The organism is Burkholderia sp. NFPP32 (assembly GCF_900119325.1).
GTDB classification, from domain to species: Bacteria; Pseudomonadota; Gammaproteobacteria; order Burkholderiales; family Burkholderiaceae; genus Burkholderia; species Burkholderia pyrrocinia_C.
The window spans coordinates 247,282-269,718 of sequence record NZ_FPJP01000007.1; the positions used below are offsets into that span (position 1 = coordinate 247,282).

21 protein-coding genes are annotated in these 22,437 nt (G+C 66.7%); 16 read left to right on the forward strand and 5 right to left on the reverse strand.

Annotated features, from left to right (window positions below; genetic code table 11):
- The first annotated feature begins 5 nt into the window (after positions 1 to 5).
- From BT264_RS16825 to BT264_RS16845, 4 genes are all read left to right on the forward strand, one after another.
- Complete coding sequence (locus BT264_RS16825; RefSeq protein WP_072438962.1) at positions 6 to 926, forward strand: bestrophin family protein; 921 nt, start codon at positions 6 to 8, stop codon at positions 924 to 926.
- Between the two features lie 132 nt (positions 927 to 1,058).
- Positions 1,059 to 1,388, forward strand: a complete 330-nt coding sequence (locus BT264_RS16830; protein ID WP_072438963.1) for a hypothetical protein — start codon at positions 1,059 to 1,061, stop codon at positions 1,386 to 1,388.
- Positions 1,389 to 1,636: 248 nt separating this feature from the next.
- Positions 1,637 to 1,969 (forward strand): sugar ABC transporter ATPase, encoded by a 333-nt coding sequence (locus BT264_RS16840; RefSeq protein WP_034180272.1) that lies wholly within the window; start codon positions 1,637 to 1,639, stop codon positions 1,967 to 1,969.
- A 131-nt stretch (positions 1,970 to 2,100) separates the two neighbouring features.
- Positions 2,101 to 3,690, forward strand: a complete 1,590-nt coding sequence (locus BT264_RS16845) for an ABC transporter substrate-binding protein (protein WP_072438964.1) — start codon at positions 2,101 to 2,103, stop codon at positions 3,688 to 3,690.
- 51 nt (positions 3,691 to 3,741) lie between these two features.
- On the opposite strand, the gene BT264_RS16850 is transcribed toward BT264_RS16845, so the two are convergent.
- Together BT264_RS16850 and BT264_RS16855 are read right to left on the reverse strand one after the other, a co-directional pair.
- Positions 3,742 to 5,049 (reverse strand): Nramp family divalent metal transporter, encoded by a 1,308-nt coding sequence (locus BT264_RS16850; RefSeq protein WP_072438965.1) that lies wholly within the window; start codon positions 5,047 to 5,049, stop codon positions 3,742 to 3,744.
- Between the two features lie 103 nt (positions 5,050 to 5,152).
- Complete coding sequence (locus BT264_RS16855; protein ID WP_072438967.1) at positions 5,153 to 6,409, reverse strand: oxalate decarboxylase family bicupin; 1,257 nt, start codon at positions 6,407 to 6,409, stop codon at positions 5,153 to 5,155.
- A 497-nt stretch (positions 6,410 to 6,906) separates the two neighbouring features.
- Here BT264_RS16855 and sapR point away from each other — a divergent pair, with 497 nt between their 5' ends.
- From sapR to BT264_RS16900, 9 genes are all read left to right on the forward strand, one after another.
- Positions 6,907 to 7,776: a sap1 transcriptional regulator SapR gene (sapR, locus tag BT264_RS16860; protein WP_072438969.1), complete on the forward strand. Its 870-nt coding sequence runs from the start codon at positions 6,907 to 6,909 to the stop codon at positions 7,774 to 7,776.
- 27 nt (positions 7,777 to 7,803) lie between these two features.
- The gene (ddpX, locus tag BT264_RS16865; RefSeq protein WP_072438971.1) at positions 7,804 to 8,367 is read left to right on the forward strand and encodes a D-alanyl-D-alanine dipeptidase; all 564 of its coding nucleotides are present in this window, start codon (positions 7,804 to 7,806) and stop codon (positions 8,365 to 8,367) included.
- Between the two features lie 61 nt (positions 8,368 to 8,428).
- Positions 8,429 to 10,030: an ABC transporter substrate-binding protein gene (locus BT264_RS16870; protein ID WP_072438973.1), complete on the forward strand. Its 1,602-nt coding sequence runs from the start codon at positions 8,429 to 8,431 to the stop codon at positions 10,028 to 10,030.
- Positions 10,031 to 10,040: 10 nt separating this feature from the next.
- Positions 10,041 to 11,111, forward strand: coding sequence for an ABC transporter permease (locus BT264_RS16875; protein ID WP_072438975.1), 1,071 nt, complete (start codon positions 10,041 to 10,043; stop codon positions 11,109 to 11,111).
- 66 nt (positions 11,112 to 11,177) lie between these two features.
- Positions 11,178 to 12,092 (forward strand): nickel transporter permease, encoded by a 915-nt coding sequence (nikC, locus tag BT264_RS16880; protein ID WP_072438977.1) that lies wholly within the window; start codon positions 11,178 to 11,180, stop codon positions 12,090 to 12,092.
- 1 nt (position 12,093) lies between these two features.
- Positions 12,094 to 13,008 (forward strand): ABC transporter ATP-binding protein, encoded by a 915-nt coding sequence (locus BT264_RS16885; RefSeq protein WP_072438979.1) that lies wholly within the window; start codon positions 12,094 to 12,096, stop codon positions 13,006 to 13,008.
- Positions 13,005 to 13,781, forward strand: coding sequence for an ABC transporter ATP-binding protein (locus tag BT264_RS16890; protein ID WP_072438982.1), 777 nt, complete (start codon positions 13,005 to 13,007; stop codon positions 13,779 to 13,781). Before BT264_RS16885 ends, BT264_RS16890 begins: the two co-directional genes overlap by 4 nt.
- A 129-nt stretch (positions 13,782 to 13,910) precedes the next feature.
- Complete coding sequence (locus tag BT264_RS16895; protein ID WP_034180284.1) at positions 13,911 to 14,165, forward strand: GlsB/YeaQ/YmgE family stress response membrane protein; 255 nt, start codon at positions 13,911 to 13,913, stop codon at positions 14,163 to 14,165.
- 365 nt (positions 14,166 to 14,530) lie between these two features.
- On the forward strand, positions 14,531 to 14,866 hold the full coding sequence (locus BT264_RS16900; RefSeq protein ID WP_072438984.1) for a hypothetical protein: 336 nt from the start codon (positions 14,531 to 14,533) through the stop codon (positions 14,864 to 14,866).
- 53 nt (positions 14,867 to 14,919) lie between these two features.
- Here BT264_RS16900 and BT264_RS16905 read toward each other — a convergent pair whose 3' ends face one another.
- From BT264_RS16905 to BT264_RS16915, 3 genes are all read right to left on the reverse strand, one after another.
- The gene (locus BT264_RS16905; RefSeq protein WP_072438986.1) at positions 14,920 to 15,792 is read right to left on the reverse strand and encodes a LysR substrate-binding domain-containing protein; all 873 of its coding nucleotides are present in this window, start codon (positions 15,790 to 15,792) and stop codon (positions 14,920 to 14,922) included.
- A 95-nt stretch (positions 15,793 to 15,887) separates the two neighbouring features.
- Positions 15,888 to 16,787 carry a class A beta-lactamase gene (gene bla, locus BT264_RS16910; protein ID WP_072438988.1) on the reverse strand — a complete coding sequence of 300 codons (900 nt, stop codon included), beginning with the start codon at positions 16,785 to 16,787 and terminating at the stop codon, positions 15,888 to 15,890.
- A gap of 210 nt (positions 16,788 to 16,997) precedes the next feature.
- A complete protein-coding gene (locus tag BT264_RS16915) occupies positions 16,998 to 17,846 on the reverse strand; it encodes a peptidoglycan DD-metalloendopeptidase family protein (RefSeq protein ID WP_072438990.1) in 849 nt (282 codons plus the stop codon).
- 504 nt (positions 17,847 to 18,350) lie between these two features.
- On the opposite strand from BT264_RS16915, the gene BT264_RS16920 reads away from it, so the two are divergent.
- From BT264_RS16920 to BT264_RS16930, 3 genes are all read left to right on the forward strand, one after another.
- Positions 18,351 to 19,247 (forward strand): LysR substrate-binding domain-containing protein, encoded by an 897-nt coding sequence (locus BT264_RS16920; protein WP_072438992.1) that lies wholly within the window; start codon positions 18,351 to 18,353, stop codon positions 19,245 to 19,247.
- Positions 19,248 to 19,293: 46 nt separating this feature from the next.
- Positions 19,294 to 19,680 carry an ester cyclase gene (locus BT264_RS16925; protein ID WP_072438994.1) on the forward strand — a complete coding sequence of 129 codons (387 nt, stop codon included), beginning with the start codon at positions 19,294 to 19,296 and terminating at the stop codon, positions 19,678 to 19,680.
- A gap of 500 nt (positions 19,681 to 20,180) precedes the next feature.
- Positions 20,181 to 22,346: a hypothetical protein gene (locus tag BT264_RS16930; RefSeq protein WP_072438996.1), complete on the forward strand. Its 2,166-nt coding sequence runs from the start codon at positions 20,181 to 20,183 to the stop codon at positions 22,344 to 22,346.
- Positions 22,347 to 22,437 lie beyond the last annotated feature (91 nt).

Sequence of the window (22,437 nt, forward strand, 5' to 3'; positions counted from 1 at the left end):
CGACGATGATCGTTCGTCCGCGCGAGCACTGGCTGCGGATGCTGCTCGTCTGGAACGGCTCGGTGCTGCCGACCATCCTGCCGCAGCTCGTGCTGACGCTCGCGATCAGCCTCGTCGCGGTGTGGGGCGGCGGCCGCGTGCTCGGCGAAAAGGTGCCGCTGAACCCGACGCCGTTCACGCTGATCGGCCTTACGCTCGCCATCTTCGCCGGGTTTCGCAACAACGCGAGCTACGACCGCTACCGCGAGGCGCGGCAGCTGTGGGGCGGCGTGCTGACCGCCACACGCACGCTGGTGTCGCAAGCGCTCTGCTACGGCGCGGTCGATCGCGACGACGATGCGCGGCGCGCGTTCGTGCGAACGGTCGTCGCGTTCGTCTATGCGCTCAAGCATCAACTGCGCGGCACCGATCCGGCCGCGGACCTGCGCGCGCTGCTCGACAGCGGCACCTATGCGCACGTCGCCGCCGCGCGGTTCCGCCCGGTCGCGATCGTGCACGGGCTGCGCGAAGCATTCGCCGCGCGCGCCGATGCGGGCCGCCTCGCCGACACGCGCCTGTGGATGCTCGACGCGCGCCTCGACGATCTCGTCGCGATGGTGAGCGGCTGCGAGCGCATCGCGTCGACGCCGATCCCGTTCTCGTACGACGTGCTGCTGCACCGGACCATCTATGCGTACTGCGTGCTGCTGCCGTTCGGCCTCGTCGACTCGATCGGCGCGGCGACGCCGTTCGTCACCGTGTTCGTCGCGTATACGCTGATCGCGCTCGACGCGATCGCGCATGCGATCGCCGAGCCGTTCGGCGACGGGCCGAACCATCTCGCACTCGATGCGATCACGCGGCAGATCGAACGCACGCTGCTCGAACTGAACCGCGAACCGCTGCCGGCGGAAGTGACGCCCGGCCGATCCTATCGGCTCACCTGACGCGCGCCGCAAACACCAGACGTAACGAACGCTTGCAATCGATACAGGCGGAAACGTCAACAGCCGGTGCCCGCTCCGCGTTTTTTCATCAAGCGCCCACGATTCGGGCGCGCAACGACAGGAGAAAACACCATGCGAGCCCTTACCCGCCATCTCGCGATCTCCGCCACCCTGATGTCGGTACTGACCGGCACCGCGTTCGCCGACACGCCGTGGCAGCAGGCGCATCCGCGCCGCGAAGAGGTCAACCAGCGTCTCGCGAACCAGAATCGCCGTATCCATCACGAAGTGAAGGAAGGCGAGATGTCGCACGCACAGGCCGCGCGCCTGCACCGCGACGACCGCAAGATCCGCCGGGAAGAGCGGGACATGGCCGCGCAGGATCACGGCCACATCACCAAGAGCGAACAGCGCGTGCTGAACCAGCAGGAAAATGCGGTCGGCAACAAGATCGGCCAGTAAGCGACCACAACAAGCGCCCAATCGCCATCGCCTGAAACGCCCGCTGCCGCCGTGCGGCAGCGGGTGCTTGTTGTATCGAATCGTTTCAACGTGCCATCCGCGTCAAATGCCGCGGGTATACTCCGTCGTCAGCCGCTCGCCGTATCGACCGTCAAAAACGGCCCGATTCCGGGCGGTTTCGTCGCGAAGCTTCGCGTTTCGCCTCCCCCGCGCCCCAGCCTCGACACGAGACACTCGACGATCCGACCATGAAACGATTCCTGCTGCTCCTTCCCGCCGCCCTGCTCGCCGCCTGCGGCTCCGCTCCCTCGTCCAACTCGGCCGCATCCGGCGCAGCGCCGATGATCTATGTGTCGTCGCAACGTCCGGCCCACGCGATCGCCAACTGCCTCGACAGCCGCCTGTCCGGCACCGAGCAGTCGCAGCACAACGGCGTGACCGACATTGCCGTCGGCTCGAATGCGTACTTCGTCACGCTGACGCCGTCGGGCAACGGCTCGGTCGTCAAGGTCGTGCGCGGCTCGGGCAGCGAGCCGCCCGAGGAAGCGATGCGCTTCGCGATCGCGCGCTGCGTGATCTGATCCGCAGCCTGCCGGCGCCGGGCGCCCGCCCGGCCCGCTCCCGCGCGCCACCGCGCGCGCATCGAATATTTTCATCCGGGTAGCCGTCGATGAGAGAATCGCACCCACGATTCCTTTTCAACGGAGCCCGCATGAAGCACCTGCTGTCCCGGCTGTTCGTCAGCGCCGCGCTCGTCGCGCTTGTTCCGGCGCTGCCGGTGCAGGCCGCCACGCCGCCCGGCATCTTCGTCGTCGCCACGCAGCTCGGCGAATTCACGACCCTCGACCCGAGCGGGATCTACGAACTGGTGCCGTCCGAGTACGTCGCGAACACCTACGAACGCCTGGTGCGCGTCGACCTGAAGGACCCGACGCGCTTCGACGGGCAGATCGCGCAATCGTGGACGGTCGGCGCCGACGGCGTGACCTACACGTTCAAGCTGCGCCCGGGCCTCACGTTCCACTCCGGCAACCCGGTGACCGCCGACGACGTCGCGTGGTCGCTGCAGCGCACCATCCTGCTCGACAAGGGGCCGGCCGGCGTGCTCGCCGATCTCGGCCTCACGAAGGCGAACGTGATGCAGAAGGTACGCGCGATCGACCCGCAGACCGTCGTGCTCGAAACCGACCGCAAGTACGCGCCGAGCTTCGTGCTCAACGTGCTGAGCGCGTGCCCGGCATCGGTGTTCGACAAGAAGCTGCTGCTGTCGCACCAGCAGGGCAACGATTTCGGCAGCGGCTGGCTCAGGACCAACGACGCGGGCTCGGGCCCGTACCAGTTCGTCAAGTGGACGCCGAACGAAAGCATCGTGCTGCAGCGTTTCGACAAATACCGCACGCCGTACTCGATGAAGCGCGTCGTGCTGCGCCACGTGCCCGAAGCGTCCGCGCAGCGGCTGCTGCTGGAAAACGGCGACGCCGATGCCGCGCGCAACCTGAGCCCCGACAGCCTCGCCGCGCTGACGAAGGCCGGCAAGATCAAGGTCGCGTCGTGGCCGGTGTCCGCACTGCTGTACCTGAGCCTGAACACGAAGAACCCGAACCTCGCGAAACCCGACGTGCAGCAGGCGATGAAATGGCTCGTCGACTACGACGGCATCCAGCGCAACATCGTCAGCACGACCTACAAGGTGCACGAAACCTTCCTGCCCGAAGGCTTCCTCGGCACGCTGAACGCGCGGCCGTACAAGCAGGACGTCGCGAAGGCGAAGGCGCTGCTCGCGAAGGCCGGCTTGCCGAACGGCTTCGACGTGACGATGGACATGCCGAACGACTATCCGTACCTCGAGATCGCGCAGGCGCTGCAGGCGAACTTCGCGCAGGGCGGCATCCGCGTGAAGCTGATCCCCGGCGATGCGAAGCAGGCGATCGGCAAGTACCGCGCGCGCCAGCATGACATCTTCATCGGCGAATGGTCGCCCGACTACATGGACCCGAACAGCAACGCGCGCGGCTTCGCGTGGAACCCGGACAACTCGGACCAGTCGCCGACCAAGATGCTCGCGTGGCGCAACAGCTGGGACATTCCGCAACTGACGAAGGACACCGAGGCCGCGCTCGTCGAGCCGTCGCCCGCGAAGCGCGCGCAGCGTTACGAAGCGCTGCAGAAAGCCGTGCTCGCGAACTCGCCGTTCATCATCATGTTCGAGAAGGTGGTGCAGGTCGCGACGCGCCCCGGTGCGACCGGGCCGGAAATCGGACCGATCAACGACCTCGTGTCATACCGGACGCTGGCGAAGTAATCGCGGGCAGCAGTAGGCGGCTGCCCCCCGGTAGCCGCCTACTGCTGCCGTTCAATTGAACGCAGCCCACACCAGATACGCATTCAGCCCGACGATCACGATCGTCGCCGCGCCGGCGACGATCTGCAACGGCATCCGCATTGCGTAAGCACCCATCACGTCCTCGCGCGCCGACAGCATCAGCAGCGCGATCATCGGCATCGGCAGCACGAAACTCAGCACGACCTGACTCGCCACCATTGCGCGCGTGACGTCGCAGCCGAGCGCGACCACCGCGAACGCGGGCACGATCGTCACCGCGCGCCGCATCCATACCGACATGCGGCGGCGGATGAAACCCTGCATCACGACCTGCCCGGCCATCGTGCCGACCACCGAACTCGACACGCCCGACGTCAGCAGCGCAACGAGAAACAGCGCACCGGCCGCCGGCCCGAGCACCGGGATCAGCGTGTGATACGCGTCGCCGATGTCGGTCATGCCCGGCGCGCTCAGGTGGAACGCCGACGACGCCATCATCACCATCGCGAGATTCACGAACCCGGCCAGCCCGAGCGCGACGACGACCTCGCGGTTCGAGAAACGCACGAGCCGCCGCCGTTCCGTGTCGTCGCGCGGCGCGGTGCGATCCTGCGTCAGGCCCGAATGCAGATACAGCGTGTGCGGCATGATCGTCGCGCCGATGATCCCGACCGCGATCGTCAGCGCCGCATGATCCGGAATCTGCGGGACGACCAGGTGGAACGCGGCCGCGTGCCAGTCCTGCGGCGCGATCAGCAGCTCGCCGAGATAGCACGCGCCGATCACGCCGACCAGCGCCGCGATCGCTGCTTCCAGCGGCCGGAAACCGCGCCTTTCGAGCGCGAGGATCGCGCAGGTCGCGCACGCCGTCGCGATCATCCCCGCGAACAGCGACAGGTGACACAACAGCCCGAATGCGAGCGCGCCGCCGAGGAATTCGGCGAGATCGGTCGCCATCGCGGCGATCTCGGACGCGGCCCACATGCCCCACACGACCGGCGCGGGGAAACGGTCTCGGCACAGCTCCGCGAGATTGCGGCCGGTCACGATGCCCAGCTTCGCCGACATCGCCTGGAACAGCATCGCGATCGCGTTCGCGGCCAGCACGACCCACAACAGCCGGTAGCCGTACGCGGCGCCGGCCTGGATGTTGGTCGCGAAGTTGCCGGGATCCATATAGCCGATCGACGCGATCACGGCCGGGCCGACGAACGGCAGCAGCGCGGCGACACCGGTGCGGCGCCCTTCCAGCGCGGCGCGCGCCGCGCCGTCGGCGCCCTCGGAAGACAGGGCCGGCAGCGCGAAGCCGCCGGCAGGTTTGCTCGTGACGGGAATCATGGTGTGTTGTGTTCAGTTCGGATAAGGAGGGCTTGCCCGGAAGCGAGCACCACGGCCGGCCTGCCGCCTGCCGGCTGCCGGCCGTGGTGGCACGACGACAGCGTTACAGCGGCACGACGTCCGGACGGTTGCGCGGAAACTGCGCGATCACGTCCGGCGCGACGTTCAGGTGCGCCTCGACGAGCTTCGGCGGCGTATGCGCGAGCCAGTCGGACAGCGACACTTCGGCGTAGCGGTCGGTCTTGAAGATCTCGAGGAACACCAGGTCGGTCTTGCCGGTGTTCTGCACGTAGTGTCCGAGGCTCTTCTTCACGTAGCCGACGTCGCCCGCGCGGAAGTCGGCCGTCTGCGCCTTCGGCCCCGTGTCGAACACGGTCATCCGGGCCTCGCCCTGCAGGTAGTACTGCCATTCGTCCGCGTTCGGATGCCAGTGCAGCTCGCGCATGCCGCCCGGATGCACGGTGACGAGCGCCGCCGCGACGGTCGTCGACACGTTGAAGTTGGTGCTGTCCGCGATCCGCACTTCGCCGCCGCGCGTCTTCCTGACCGGCTTCATGTCGCCGAGCGAGAAGATGAACGGATGCGGCGGCGCACCGGCCGACGAAGCCGACGCGCGCTGGGCTTCCGCGAGCGGGCCGGGCTCGTCGCCCTGGAAGATCCACAGGTTGTCGAGCGGAACGTTCCTGAATGCATCGGCCGGCACGCCGAAGTTCAGCGCGAGCACGTCGGGCGGCGTATGCGCGACCCAGTCGGTCAGCAGCAGCGTATTGAATTCCGATGCACGGCCGTTATCGAACGCGAGCAGGAATTCGGCGCCGTCGGTGCCGAGGCCCTGCAGCGAATGCGGCAGGCCGGGCGGGAAATACCAGAGATCGCCGGTTTTCACGTCCTGCACCGACGGCCGCCCCAGTTCGTCGAGCACCGTGATCCGGCATCGGCCGTCGAGCATGATCGCCCACTCGGCCTGCTGGTGCCAGTGCATCTCGCGAATGCCGCCGCGCGTCAGGCGCATGTTGACGCCGGAAATGGTTTCAGAAATCGCAAAATCGTCCTGCGTGACTTCGCGCGCCCATCCGCCATTTTGAATTCGTTTATGGGCATTATTGAACGACGCCCAGAATAATGGCATCCCGTTGATATCCGTGGCCGGCGGATCCTGAAAAGACGGAAACTGGTTGGCGATTGCCGGATTTTTCGGACCCGGGTCAGTCAGGCTCTGACGGTTGCGCGCATTCACCGCGCCTTCCGGCGGACTGTCCGGATTGCCGAACGAGGCGGCCTTGGCCGATACCGCAATGCCCGCGGCGGCAATGGCGCCGGCCGTACCCGCCAGCATCTTGCGTCGAGAAAGATTCGTCATGATTTCCTCTTCATTCTTGCGATTAAGCGAATTCCCGTTACGGAACACTTGCCGTTTTTCGGATTATCGAAAATCAAACATCCCGTGACGCAAGTTAAATACAAATCGCCGCAAAACTTAAATGAATTATTAACCTGAATTAATGATTTAAACTGATCGAATTTAATTTTGTAATTATTGCGGTGCGGAGGGATGCAGGGCGGCGACGGATGTCGGCGAATCGGTCAGGTACGGTGAATGTGGAAATACGACCGCGTCCGGTCGCGGTGCCTCGGATGGCGACAAGAGGAAATCCAGACGTGTAACGCCAGGCATAAACGCAAAATATGCCTGACAGACATAAAACGTACCCTTGCACGCCCTCACCCGCCCCCTTGAACGCGTTTTCGACCCTATCACCCATCCTCACACCATAGTTTTTATCCGCTGGCGCGAATGATTTTGGCTTTGTTAGATAGATGACATTCGATCAACATACGACAACGATCTAACAGCCGATGACCTGCGCGTTCGCCCGTACCGTCGAATCCCGCTATGCCGAGCTGACGCCGACCGCCAAGCGCATCGCCAGCTACATGCTCGCGAACCTGGACCGGCTCGGGCTCGAGACGGCCGACCAGATCGCGCAGCAGGCCGGCACGAGCGGCATCTCGGTCGGGCGCTTCCTGCGCAGCGTCGGCTACCGCAATCTCGACGACCTGAAACGCGAACTGCGCGGCGGCGGCGATCGCCCGTGGATGATCACCGACCGGCTCGACGAATACCGCCGCGCCGCCGGCACGCAACCGGCCGAAGGCAGCGACGGCACGCTCGCGTCGTCGCTCGAACGCGAACTCGATGCGATCCGCCACGTGTACCGGCTCGCCGAAGGCCCCGTGTTCGCGCAGGTCGCCGATCGCATCGCGCAGGCGGACGCCGTATTCATCCTCGGCATCCAGTCGACGCGCGGGATCAGCAACGCGTTCAGCAGCTACCTCGAATACCTGCGCCCGCGCGTGTTCTATTCCGACGGCCAGTCGGGTTCGTACGTCGATTCGCTGAACTCCGAATTCGAGCGGCCGTACTGCATCGTCACCGATACGCGCGCGTATTCGCGCAGCGCGCGCCGCTATTGCCAGGCGGCCGCCGAGCGCGGGCAGCCGTTCGCGCTGGTCACCGATCTCTCGTGCCCGTGGGCGCGCGAATGGCCGGCCGACCTGCTGCAGGTGAAGACCGACGTCGGCCAGTTCTGGGATTCGCTCGCGCCGCTCACCTGCCTGTTCAACCTGCTGATCACCGCCGTCGTCGACCGCCTCGGCCCCGCGATCGACCGGCGCGTCGCGCGCAATCGCGAACTGCAGCACACGTTCGACCAATTCGAATCCTGAGCGAGCCTGAACCGACCTGAACCGCCGATGAACGACCACCGCCTCGTCGAAATCACGCCCGCCACGCATCGCGTCGACATCGATCTCGTCTACGCGACCGACCGCAACCTGACCGGCAAGCCGATCTACCGCCGCGCGCACTGTCTGCTGCTGGAACCGGCCGAAGCCGCATTGCGCCGCGCGGTGGACGTCGCCGCGCGGGCCGGCTTCACGCTGCGCATCTACGACGCATACCGGCCGCCGCAAGCGCAGCAGGTGCTGTGGGATTTCCTGCCCGATCCGGACTTCATCGCCGATCTCGGCCGCGGCTCGAATCACAGCCGCGGCACCGCAGTCGACCTGACGCTGGTCGGCACGAACGGCGAGCCGCTCGACATGGGCACGGGCTTCGATGAAATGGTCGCCGCGTCGGGCCACTTCCACGCGGGGCTGCCCGAAGCCGTGCAACGCAACCGCCTGCTGCTGCTCGGCGTGATGCACGCGGCCGGCTTCGCGCACATCGACAGCGAATGGTGGCACTACGAATTGCCCGGCTCGCACGCGCTACCGCAGATCGACAACGCGGCAAGCGGCCCGTGGCGCCTGATGTAACGCACGTCCCGTTGCCGTTTTACGTTCACCCATTGCACGTTCACCTCACGATGGAGCGCAAATGAAACCCCTGACATCCCGGCTCGTCGCGGCGCTGGCCGCCGCATCCGTTCTCGCCGCCGTTCCGCTTTCCGCCGCCCATGCGGAAACGCCGAAGGACCTGTTCGTGATGGCCACGCTGCTCGACGAATTCACGACGCTCGACCCGGGCGAGATCTACGAGCTGGTGCCGGAGGAATACGTCGCGAACACGTACGACCGGCTCGTGCGGGTCGACCTGCGCGATCCGTCGAAATTCAACGGCGATGTCGCGCAATCGTGGACGGTGAGCACCGACGGGCTGACCTATACGTTCAAGCTGCGCGCCGGCCTCAAGTTCCATTCGGGCAACCCGCTGACGGCCGACGACGTCGCATGGTCGATCCAGCGCGCGGTACTGCTCGACAAGGGCCCGGCCGCCGTGCTGAACGGCATCGGCCTCACGAAGGCGAACGTCGCGGCGAACGTGAAGAAGCTCGACGACCTGACTGTGTCGGTCACGACCGACCGCAAATACGCGCCGACCTTCGTGCTGAACGTGCTCGGCTCGTGGCCCGCGTCGGTGCTGGACAAGAAGCTGCTGCTGTCGCACCAGCAGGGCAACGACTTCGGCAATGCGTGGCTGAAGACCAACGAGGCCGGCTCCGGCGCGTACAAGCTGGTCAAATGGACGGCTGGCGACAGCATCGTGCTGCAGCGTTTCGACGGCTACCGGCTGCCGCTCGCGATGAAGCGCATCGTGCTGCGCCACGTGCCCGAAGCGGCGAGCCAGCGGCTGCTGCTGGAAAACGGCGACGTCGACGCGGCGCGCGACCTGAGCCCCGACGATCTCGCTTCCGTCGTGAAATCCGGCAAGGCGAAGGTCGCGGCGTCACCGCAGGCGACGCTGCTGTATCTCGGCCTGAACACGAAGAACCCGACGCTCGCGAAGCCCGACGTGCAGGAAGCGCTGAAGTGGCTGGTCGACTATGCGGGCATCCAGGGCAACGTCGTGAAGACGACGTACAAGGTGCACCAGACCTTCCTGCCCGAAGGCTTCCTCGGCACGCTGAATTCGAACCCGTACAAGCTCGACGTCGCGAAGGCGAAGGCGCTGCTCGCGAAGGCCGGCGTGCCGAACGGCTTCTCGGTGACGATGGACGTGCGCAACGACTATCCGTACACGGAGATCGCGCAGGCCGTGCAGGCAAACTTCGCGCAGGCCGGCATCAAGGTGCAGTTGATCCCCGGCGACAACAAGCAGACGCTCGCGAAATACCGCGCGCGCCAGCACGACATCTACATCGGCGAATGGTCGGCCGACTACATCGATCCGCACAGCAACGCGCAGGGCTTCGCGTGGAATCCGGACAATTCCGACAAGTCGAGCTATAAAATGCTGGCCTGGCGCAACAGCTGGGACATTCCGCAACTGACGAAGGAAACCGACGCCGCGCTCGCCGAGCCGACCGCCGCGCAACGCGCGCAGCGGTACCAGGCGATGCAGAAGGAGATGCTCGCGCGCTCGCCGTTCGTGATCATGTTCGAGAAAGTCGCGCAGGTGGCGACGCGGCCCGGCGTGAGCGGGCTCGAAGTCGGGCCGATCAACGATCTCGTGTCGTACCGCGACCTGAAGAAGCAATAAGATTCGCCGCATGTCGACTCCCGCCTCCTCCCTCGAAGTACTGCGCACGCTGCCCGCGCGGCGCCCGGCCGTGCGCTGGGCACTGCGCGTGCTGCGCTGGGCGCTCACGCTCGCCGTCACGTTCGCGGGGCTGCTCGCGCTGACGTTCGTGATCGGCCGCAAGGTGCCGATCGACCCCGTGCTCGCGATCCTCGGCGATCGCGCGTCGGCCGATGCGTACGCGGCCGAGCGCATCGCACTCGGCCTCGACAAGCCGCTCGTCACGCAGTTCCTGATCTACGCGCGCGACGTGCTGCACGGCAATCTCGGCATGTCGCTGCTGACGTCGAACCCCGTGCTCGACGACATCAGGCGCGTGTTCCCGGCCACGCTCGAACTGGCGACGATCGCGACGCTGATCGGCATCGCGATCGGCGTGCCGCTCGGCGTCGCGGCCGCCGTGAAGCACAACCGGCCGATCGACCACATCGCACGCTTCGTCGGGCTGATCGGCAATTCCGTGCCGGTGTTCTGGCTCGGGCTGATGGGGCTGCTGCTGTTCTACGCGCGGCTGCACTGGGTCGGCGGCCCCGGCCGGCTCGACCCTGTGTACGACGGGATGGTCGATCCGCGCACGGGCAGCCTGCTGATCGACGCGGCGCTCGCGGGCGAATGGGACGTGTTCCGCAACGCGGTATCGCACATCGCGCTGCCGGCCGCGATCCTCGGCTACTACTCGGTCGCGTACCTGAGCCGCATGACGCGCTCGTTCATGCTCGACCAGTTGAGCCAGGAATACATCGTCACCGCGCGCGCGAAGGGCTTGTCCGAGCGGCGCGTGATCTGGCGGCATGCGTTCGGCAACATCGCGGTGCCGCTGCTCACGGTGATCGCGCTCACGTACAGCAACCTGCTCGAAGGCTCGGTGCTGACCGAGATCGTGTTCGCGTGGCCCGGGCTCGGCTCATACCTGACCGGCGCGCTGCTGAACGCCGACATGAACGCCGTGCTCGGCTCGACGCTCGTGATCGGCGCGATGTTCATCACCGTCAACCTGCTGACCGATGCGCTGTACCGCGTGTTCGATCCGCGTGCGCGCTGAGGGCCGTTTCGACATGACCGCTTCCACCCTGCTTCTTTCATCGTCCATGCCGAAGGCCATCCAATCATGAGCGCCGAGCGCCTCACACTGCGCGCGTGGCTGCTTTCCGATGCGCCCGCGTCGCGCTCGCAGGCCGCGCTCGGCCTCGCGTACCGACGCTGGCGCCGTTTCGCCACGAACCCGCTCAACCTGTTCGGGCTCGCGATCCTCGTCGCGCTGATCGTCGTCGCGATCGTCGGCCCGCTGATCATGCCTCACGATCCGCTGCGCCAGGTGCTGTCCGACCGCCTGCTGCCGCCCGGCTCGCCGTCGCACTGGTTCGGCACCGACCAGCTCGGCCGCGACATCCTCTCGCGGCTGATCGCCGGCTCGCGCCTCACGCTCGGCATCGCGCTGCTCGTCGTCGTGATCGTCGTGCCGATCGGCCTGTTGATCGGCACGACGGCCGGCTATTGCGGCGGCTTCGTCGACAGCGTGCTGATGCGCATCACCGACATCGCGCTCGCGTTCCCGAAGATCGTGCTCGCGCTCGCATTCGCGGCCGCGCTCGGGCCCGGCGTGATCAACGCGGTCGTCGCGATCTCGATCACCGCGTGGCCCGCGTATGCGCGGCTCGCGCGCGCCGAAACGATCCGCATCGCGCAGGCCGACTACATCCACGCCGCGCGGCTGCAAGGCGCGTCGGGCCCGCGGATCCTGCTGCGCTACATCATGCCGCTGTGCATGTCGTCGGTGATCGTGCGCGCGACGCTCGACATGGCCGGCATCATCCTGACCGTCGCGGGCCTCGGCTTTCTCGGCCTCGGCGCGCAGCCGCCGAGCCCCGAGTGGGGCTTCATGGTCGCGTCGGGCCGCAACGTGCTGCTCGACGCATGGTGGGTCGCGACGCTGCCCGGCATCGCGATCCTGCTCGTGAGCCTCGCGTTCAACCTGCTCGGCGACGGGCTGCGCGACGTCTTCGATCCCCGCCATGGAGCATGACATGCCGATGAATTCCACCACCGCGCCCGCGCCGCTCTGCGAGATCGACGGGCTGAAGATCGGCTTTCGCGGGCACGACGGCGTCGTCACCGACGCGGTGCGCGACCTGTCGCTGACGCTCGCCCCCGGCGAACGGCTCGGCATCGTCGGCGAATCGGGTTCCGGCAAGTCGCTGACGGGCCGCGCGCTGCTCGGCCTGCTGCCCGACGCCGCGCGCTGGTCGGCGCGCACGATGCGCTTCGCGGGCCACGACCTGCTCGCGATGTCGCCGCGCGAACGCCGGCGGCTGTGCGGCAGCCAGATGGGCATGATCCTGCAGGACCCGAAGTATTCGCTGAACCCGGTGATGACGGTCGCGAAGCAGATGGGCGAAGCGTTCCGCCTGCACGAGCCCGGGCTGCGCGGCCGCGCGCTGCGCGAACGGATCGTCGACGCGCTCGCGGCCGTGCAGATCCGCGATCCGGCGCGCGTCGCCGATGCGTATCCGCACGAGTTGTCGGGTGGCATGGGCCAGCGCGTGATGATCGCGATGATGGTGTCGACCGGCCCGCGCCTGCTGATCGCCGACGAACCGACGTCCGCGCTCGACGTCGCGGTCTCGATGCAGGTGCTCGCGGTGCTCGACGCGATGATCGCGCGGCATGGTACGGGCCTGATGTTCATCAGCCACGACCTGCCGCTCGTGATGTCGTTCTGCGATCGCGTCGCGGTGATGTACGCGGGCCGCGTGGTCGAAACCTGCGCCGCGCGCGACCTGCGCGACGCATCTCATCCCTATACGCGCGGGCTGCTCGCGGCGAACCCGCCGCTCGCGAACCCGCCGGACGAACTGCCCGTGCTGCGGCGCGATCCGGCCTGGCTCGATCCCGCACCGCATGCGCCCACACCCGCCGATCGCCAGGAGGCTGCACGATGATCGACGTCGATCACGCATCGATCCGTTTCCCGACCCGCACGGGTCACGTCGACGCCGTGCGCGACGCAAGCTTCGCGGTGCGCGACGGCGAGGTGTTCGGGCTCGTCGGCGAATCGGGCTCCGGCAAGTCGACGCTGCTGCGCGCGCTGACGGGCCTCGTGCCGCTCGCGGCCGGCAGCCTGTCGATCGACGGACGGCCGGTCGGCGGCACCCCCGACCGTGCGTTCCGCCGCCACGTGCAGATGGTGTTCCAGGATCCGTATGCGTCGCTGCATCCACGCTTCACCGTCGACCAGACGCTGCGCGAGCCGCTGTCGATCCATGCGATCGGCGACGCCGATGCGCGCATCGCCCGCGCGCTGTCCGAGGTCGGCCTCGGTCCCGCGTTCCGCTTCCGCTATCCGCACCAGTTGTCGGGCGGCCAGCGGCAGCGCGTCGCGATCGCACGCGCGCTGATCGTCGAGCCGCGCGTGCTGCTGCTCGACGAACCGACGTCCGCGCTCGACGTGTCGGTGCAGGCCGAGATCCTGAACCTGCTGCGCCGCCTGCATCGCGAACGCAATCTGACGATGATCCTCGTCAGCCACAACCTCGCGGTGATCGGCTTCCTGTGCCAGCGCGTCGCCGTGATGCAGCATGGCGAGATCGTCGAGCAGCTTCGAGTCGAGGACGTGCGCACCGGGCAGGTCGCACGCGACTACACGCGCACGCTGCTGCAAGCGACCGAAGGCTACCGCCGTCTCGACCCGGTCACGGACGCGCCGGCCGCCTGACATCTGCGCGACGCGCCGGCATGCGATACTCCGCACACCACGCGCCGGCTTGCCGCCGCATGGAACCCTTGTGCGTCGCACGGGTCAATTTCCTTTCGTCAACAGCTCAACAGCAATAGGGAGGCGTTCATGCTGCAATTCATCGAAACCCTGGTCGTCGGGCTCATCGTCGGCCTCCTCGCCCGCGCACTCAAGCCCGGCGACGACAAGATGGGCATCCTGATGACGGCCGTACTCGGCGTCGTCGGCGCGCTGGTCGCCGGCTACGTCGGCCGCGCGGCCGGCTGGTATGCGCCGGGCCAGGGTGCGGGCTGGATCGCATCGATCATCGGCGCGATCGTGCTGCTGGTGATCGTCGGCGCGGTGCGCAAGCGCATGGCCTGATCGCGTCGCCACACCGCCCCACGCAAAACGGCCGCTCGGGATCACCGAGCGGCCGTTTTCTTTTGGCCAACGACGATTCGCGCTACTACCGATTCGTTGATTCCGCAACGATTCACCCGCAAAAAACGGCGTCCGCCGGCAACCGTCCCTCTGGTTTACTACACCGGCATTACCCGGGCTTGCGGCCGCTCAATTTTGAGATAAATTGATTGAAGGAATACGCCGCTGTTTGCTTATTCCCGCTATTTCCGTTTTTTCATTCAAGAGGTCCGATGGATTTGCCGTTTACGCAGTCAGCATCGCGGCGTTGACGGACTGCCACCCGAGCGGCCCCGCTGCGACGCGCTTCCTCTCTGGAGCCTGTCATGAAGCATCGCCCGTTCGCCGCCTCGTTCGCCCTGGCTGCCTCGCTTCTGGCCACGTCCTCGTCCTTTGCCGCCGGCGCGTCCGGCATCATCCACTTCTCCGGCATGATCGTCGAGCCGCCCTGCTCGTTCGCGCTCGATACGCCCAACGCCGCGCCCGCTCGCGTGCGCGCCGACTGCCCGCGCCCGGCGACCGGCCAGATCGCGTTCGTCGACGCGGCGAGCATGCAGGCCGTCAAGACCACGACCTTTACTCAGGCGTCGCGCGCAATCGTTTTACCGAACCGTCCGGGCAACAATCTCGCGCCGATGATCGCCGTCGTGACCTACCAGTAACACCGGCCGGCCGCGCGGCGTGCGGCGCGCGGCGGGTCCGACGCGACCGCACGTCAGTCGCGATGGCGCGCGATCCAGTCGCTGAACGCGCGGATCTTCTGCTGGTTGCCGATGTTCTCGGGATAGACGAAGAAGTAGCGTGCGCCGGTCTCGAGCACGATGTCGAACGGCCGTTCGAGCCGGCGCGCGCTGACGTCGTCGTCGACGAGCGTCACGTCGCCGATCGCGACGCCGAAGCCCTGCATCGCCGCGTTGGTCGCGAGATCGAGCGTGTCGAACGTCGGCCCGCGCGCGGGATCGACGCCGCGCTCGCCCGCATGATCGAGCCAGGCACGCCAGTCGCGATGGTCGCGAGTCGGATGCAGCAGCGTATGGCGCGCGAGATCGCCCACCGTGTCGAGCGGCGACGCCTGCCGCAACTCCGGTGCGCATACCGGCGTCAGCCGTTCGTCGAACAACGGCAGCGCGAATACGCCCGCGCCCGGCGACGTGCCGTAGACGATTGCCGCGTCGAACGGCTCGGTCGAGAAATCGACGACGTGCTGCCACGCGGTCGTGATCTGCACATGGAGATCGGGATGCTCGCCCTGGAAGCGCATGATGCGCGGCAGCATCCAGCGGATCACGCAGGTCGGCACCTTCAGCGCGAGATCGGTGCGCTGACGCGTAAGCTTCATCGAGATGTCCTCGATCCGCGCGAAGCTTTCGTTGACCACCGGCAGCAGTTGCTCGCCCTCCGCCGTCAGCGTGAGGCCCTTCGCATGGCGCTTGAACAGCGGAAAGCCGTAATGCGCCTCGAGCGTCTGGATCTGCCGGCTCACCGCGCCCTGCGTGATGCATAGCTGCTCGGCCGCGCGCGTGAAGCTGCGGTGGCGAGCCACCGTCGAGAAGATCTGCAGCGCGTGCAGGGGCGGAAGTCGGCGCATGAAGAGACAGGAAACGGAAGGACCGCGCGCCGACGCCGGCGCGCGCTGACCGACACGATAAGCCAAACGCCGGCTTTGCGCGAGGCGCGCGACGCTCAGGCCGTCGCGGCGAGTGCGCCCGCCGCGATGCGCGCCGCCGATGCGACGACGTCCGCGCGGGCCGCCGCGTCGGCCTGCGGCTGCGTGAACGACACGGCCATCACGAGCGGCGCGCGCGACGGCGGCCACAGCACCGCGACGTCGGTCGTCGTGCCGTAACCGCCCGTGCCGGCCTTGTCCGCGACGCGCCAGCCGGGCGGCACGCCCGCCGCGATGCCGGTCGCGCCGCGCGCGCCGCCGACCATCCATTCCGTCAGTTGCGCGCGCTGCGGTTCGCGCAGCGTGTCGCCGAGCAGCAGCCGCTGCAGCGTGTCGATCATCGCGACCGGCGTCGACGTGTCGCGCTCGTCATCCGGCACGGCCTTGTTCAGTTCGGGTTCCCAGTGATCGAGGCGAAACGTCGTGTCGCCGCTCTCGTGTGCGAACGACGTGACGGCCTGCGGGCCGCCGAGCACGCCCATCAGCAGGTTGCCCGCGCCCTTGTCGCCCGAGCGCAGCATCGCTTCGCAAAGCTGCGCGATCGTCATGCCCGTGTCGACATGGCTTTCCGTGATCGGCGAACCCGACACGACTTCGTAGCGGCGATACAGGATGCGGCGCGGCAGCAGCGACGCGTCGAGCGCGCCGCGCGCGAGTATCGCGCCGGCGGCGACGACCGCATACGTGCCGCACAGAGGAAAGCGCTCGCGCGCGTGGTGGGCGATGCGCACGCCGTTCGACGTATCGAGCGCGGCGACGCCGAGCCGGCCGTTCGACGCTTTCTCGAGTGCGGCGAGTTCGGCTTGCGCGGCATGGGCGCGCCCCTGGTCGGCGACCGGCGCTGACGTGCACGCGGCGACGAACGGCGCGGCAACGGCGGCAAGCAACAGCGAGCGGCGTGTCGGAGAGTGTTCCATGGATGAATAGTGTTCTGTCGGAAACGATGGCACGAAGCAACGCGGGCACGCATCGGCGATGCACGCCCGTTCACGCCGACTGCCGGCCCGCGACGGCATTCGCCGCGCATCCCCGAAAGACGGCCGTCGGCCCCGCGCGAAGCGCGGGATTCGCAAACAGCCCCTAGCCTAGCAGCGACCGTCGTCGCGTTCCAGCAGAACGGCCCGGCTTCATCCTTGCGAAGAAGGCAGGTACGGCATCGGATTCACCGGCTTGCCATCGCGCCGCACTTCGAACAGCAGCGCGACGCGCGAGTTGTCGAGATCGCCCATCTCGGCAATCTCGTCGCCCTGGCGCACGATGTCGCCCGTCTTCACGAGCACCTTGCGATTGTGCGCATAGGCGGTCAGGAAATCCGCGTTGTGCTGGACGATGATCAGGCTGCCGTAATCGTTCAGGCCGGTGCCCGCGTACATCACGCGGCCGTCGGCCGCCGCGCGAACCGGGTCGCCCGGCCGGCCGGCGATCTGGATGCCGCGGTTCTGCCCCGGCCGGAACCCTTCGACGATCTTGCCGTTCGCGGGCCATTTGAGCGCGACGCCGCCCGCATGCCGCTTCGTTTCCTTCACGACCTGACGGTTGCTCGCCGTCGATGCCGTGGCCTGATTGCCGGCCACCGCATCGCTCGCGGCGGCCGGCGCGGCGGCCTGCGTGCCGGCCGCGCCCGACGGCGGCAGCGGCTGCTGCCTGACGATGCGCAGCACCTGCCCCTTGCGCAGCTTGCCGTTCGCGCCCAGCTTGTTCCAGGTGCGCAGGTCGGCAACGCTGCAGTCGTTCGCGGACGCGATGCCCGTCAGCGTGTCGCCGCGTTTCACGACGTACTTTTGCGCGACGAGAATCGGCGCCGGCGGCGGCGTGGCGGCCGACGGCGCAGCTGTGGGCTGGCTCGACGGCGACGGCTGCCCCGCCAGCGTGTCGCTCGGCGGGACGGACTGCGTGTTTGCACAACCGGCCATGACGAGCACGGCGGCCAGGCCCGACAGCCAAGCCGCATTGCGGCAAATCTCGCGCGTTTTCATGGACGATCCGACTCCGGTTTGACAATCTTTCAAGCATCTCAAAAACGGAACGGCCGACGTGTAACCGGATGCAAACAATGATGACAAACGATCACGAACGGGACGCCGGCCGACATTCGCTACCGGTAATACGGTCCGATCCCGAAAAACTTGATGGTCTTTTCGCGCGAAAACGGAAGAATTTTCGTCTCAGGAGACTATGGCGGATTGATTTCAATAGGATTGTGCCGCCGCGCTCAACGCAACCATGCGACGAGTTCGGAACAGGCCCATGCGATGCCGATGCACAGGAACAACACATGCAACGCGATCTTGAACGACACGCCCCACGACGAATCGATCTGCATGACTGGCTCCCCGGTGTCGAGATGCGGCCATGATCGGGCATCGATCGTGCCCCGAAAATGCGGAACCGCCGAATCGGGCCTCAGGCTGCGCCTGAGACCGGCGCTGCGGTTCCTGCTAACTTATCGGCCATTCCAACGCTATCGCTCCCCGCCCATCATGCGCTTCGACCTGACCGACCTGCGGCTCTTCCTGAACATCTGCGAGGCCGGCACGATCACGAGCGGCGCCGAACGCACGCACATCACGCTGCAGGCCGCGAGCGAGCGCATCCGCGGCATGGAGGACGAGCTCGGCGTGCCGCTGCTGCACCGGACCAAGTCGGGCGCGCAGGCGACCGACGCCGGCCGCGCGCTCGAACACCACGCGCGCACGGTGCTGCAACAGATCGACCACATGCGCGGCGAACTGCAGCAATACGGTCAGGGGCTGCGCGGCCATATCCGGCTGCTGTGCAACACGGCGTCGCTGAGCGAATACCTGCCCGACGCGCTGGCCGATTACCTGCCGCATCATCCGAAGCTGTCGATCAGCGTCGAGGAGCGTTCGAGCCAGGAGATCGTACATGCGATCCGCAACAAGACGGCGGAGGTCGGCATCGTTGCCGATTCGGTCGGGCTCGGCGGGCTCGAACAGAAACCGTTCCGCGAAGACTGGCTGATCGTCGTCGTGCCGGCCGCGCATCCGCTCGCGTCGCACGACAAAGTCGCGTTCGACGCGATCGCCGATGCCGATTTCATCGGCCTCACCGACGGCAGCGCGCTGCAGGTGCATCTGGCCGACCAGGCGCGCGCGCTCGGCAAGCGGATCCGCTATCGCGTGCAGTTGAAGAGCTTCGATGCGATCTGCCGTGTGATCGCGAGCGGCGTGGGCATCGGCATCGTGTCGCGGCACGCGGCCGAGCGCGCGATGCAGACGATGGACGTGAGGCTCGTCGAACTGGCCGATCCATGGAGCCACCGGAAGCTGACGCTCTGCGCGCGGTCGTTCGATGCACTGCCGAAGTACACGCGAGAATTCGTGGCGTTTTTGTCCGGCGAAACAGCACCGCGGTGACGCGCGCCGCATTCGACCCACCCCACCGGCATACGGAGGCACGGCCATGACCGACATCGATCTCGCCACCCGCTACCGCGCGTATATCGACTGCCTGAACCGGCAGGACTGGCCGTCACTCGGCCGGTATGTCGACGACAACGTGATCCACAACGACCGGCCGCTCGGCCTCGCCGGTTACCGCGCGATGCTGGAACAGGACTTTCGCGACATCCCCGATCTCCGTTTCAACATCCGGCTGCTCGCGTGCGAGCCGCCGCGCGTCGCGAGCCGGCTTCGCTTCGCGTGTTCGCCGAAAGGGACGTTCATGGGGCTCGCCGTCGACGGCAGGAAGGTCACGTTCGCCGAGAACGTGTTCTACGAGTTCCACGACGGCAAGATCCGACAGGTCTGGTCGGTGATCGACAAGGCGGCGATCGAGGCCCAGCTTTAGCAGCACCGGCGCGGCCGGGCACCGGTCGTGATCGATGCGCCGATGCCCGGTTTGATTCGCTTCGATCGTCATGGATAACGTTTTCTCTCAAATATGATCAAACGCGCATCACTGGAGAGCACACCCGCCGGCCGCTTCCGCGTCGGCGTCCCGCACTGCGTCTAATCGACTTCGGCAAAAATTCCCCGTAATTTACGTGTAATCCCGATCTCGCCCCAGCCTCCTCTCTCTTCCCACCATTCGGGTTTCTACCGGCGCCTCCGGAGTCAAAGTTCATTGACATCACGCCGTTCGATGCCTAAATTTGGAAAACGTTTTCCCAATGCATCAGCGCGACGCCGGCCTCGGCCCGCGCAGGGGGAACGCTTGCCCGCTCGAGTTGTGATTCAGGCCATCCGTCGTCAGGGATCAGGGTTGCATGGCGGAGGTCAGGTACGGGCGTCGAGCGCGGCAACGGCCATACCTGCCCGTCCTTCATCACTATTCAAACTGGAGACACAATGCATCCGCGCAGCAGATTCACGCTCGGCGCCGCGCTCAGCGCCCTTTCCGTCCTGTTCGTCAGCGCGTGCGGCGGCAGCGACGTGACCGACACGCCGCCGCCGTCGCCGCCCCCCTCTTCGACACCCGTGCTCGCGGCGAACTCGCTGCAGGCGCTCGTCTACGGCGCGCCCGACACCAGCGTGCCGGCCGGCACGAACATTCCCGTCACGATGATGGGCCAGATGCGCGCGCTGTTCGACCTGATCCGGAAATCGCCCGACTTCACGCAGGTCGTGATGGATCTCGGCGACGGCACGCCGGTGCACGTGCTCGATACGAACACCGGCGACAAATTCCTGCCCGGCAAGCTCGCGCTCGGCCTGTCGTACATCCTGATCGACATGAAGTCGAAGGGCGACCCGCAATACGCGAGCTACCTCGCGACGTACCAGTCGATCACGACCGCGATGATGGCGCAGTCGGGCGGCAACTACGCATATGCGAATACGTCGTGGGGCGAGTACTACTACCTCGTCGCGCTGAACAACCTGAAGGCGCACGGGATGCTCAACGAAGTCTTCAGCGACGCGATGCTCGCGACGCTGCAGCAGCGGCTCACCTTCTGCGACATGTTCGGCCCCGACGCGAGCGGCAAGACCAGTACGTGCCCGGCCGCCGGCACGCCGATCGACATCGCGTCGCTCAACACCGCGCAGAACTACTATGCGGTGTCCTACGGAATCGCCGGGCTGCGGCAGAAGCTCGGCTGGAGCAGCCCGTCATTCGCGTCGGCGACCGATCCGTCCGTCGCGACGATGGGCGCGCGCGACGCGCTGCTGTACACGCTCGCGAACCACATCCGCAAGGATTCGTCGGGCGGGTTCTCGGACGAGGCGTCGAACACGCACACCACCTATTACGACCAGGCGCGCTTCGACCGCTACAGCACGCTGCTGATCGGCGAAGTGGTCGAGCGCACGTTCGAGATGGGTAACGAAGCGAATCTCACGCCCGAGCTGAAGGGTTATCTGCGCAAGTCGGTCGACCTGATCCTGCCGCAGCTGAACACCGACGGCCAGGGCTTCAATTATGGCCGCTCGATCGGCCCGTACGGCGATTCCGCGTTCATGGAAGTGCTGACGGCCGCGGCCAACGCCGGTGTGCTGTCCGACCAGGAGAAGCAGGTCGCGTATGCATTCATCTACCGGGCCGCGCATCGCTTCGACACCTACTGGTACGACCCGTCGCTGCCGACGCCGTCGGTGAACATGTGGGTCAAGGGTCGCGGCACCGACACGTATCGCGGCAAGCCGCGCGTGATGGGCGAGAACTTCAGCCTGCTGCACCAGTACCTGTACGTGAACGCGTGGTGGAACAAGCTCGGCTTCGGCGGCAAGGCGCCGATGGCGGATGCGGACTACAACGCGTGGCTCGACGCGCTGCCGCGCTATACGCTCACCTGGTACAACCAGCCCGGCGACACCGCGCATCCGTACAGCGCGGCGCTGCTCACCGTGCGCGACGGCCGGCGCGTGATCAACCTGAACCTCAGCCAGGCGCCCGACTACAACTCGTTCACGCCGTACTACCCGGTGCCGTTCTCCGACAAGCTGATCTACGGCACGACCGATCTAGGCTATGCGCTGCTGGTGCCGCAGGTGTCGTACAACGGGAAGACCTACATTCCCGTCACGTACTACAGGAACCTGAGCGTGCAGCAGGCCAACGGCCAGGTGATCGTGTCGTTCGATACCGCGAAATTCCGTCTCGCGTCGAAGAACGCGGCGTACACGACCGATCTCGACCTGCAGGTGCATACGGTGCTGACGTTCGCGCGCGGCACGGTCGCGCGCAGCGACACGCTGAGTTCGGGCACGCTCGCCGGCAACCTGTCGGTCGAGACGGACTTCACGTCGTTCGCGGATTTCGCGTCCACGCACGCCAACGGCGACGGCGTATCGGTGGCATACGCGAACAGCGCTGCGACCGGCTATGCGGCATCCGGGTTCGACAACTGTGTGCTGTCCGCCTTCGACGCGGCAAACGGCACGACGAATCCGCTGTCGACGACGCCGATCGGCCAGTTGCATTCGAACTTCGCGTGCACGACGAAGCCGTTTGCGCTCGGCGCGGGCGCGACCCGCACGCTCGGTTGGACACTGAAGTACGCCGATCCGGCCTGAGCGGTGCGACCGCCGTCCTGTTATAGCTCCCGAAGCCGGCAGCAGAAACCGGCTTCGGGATGTTTCGGGACGGCGGGCATCACGCTCCGCG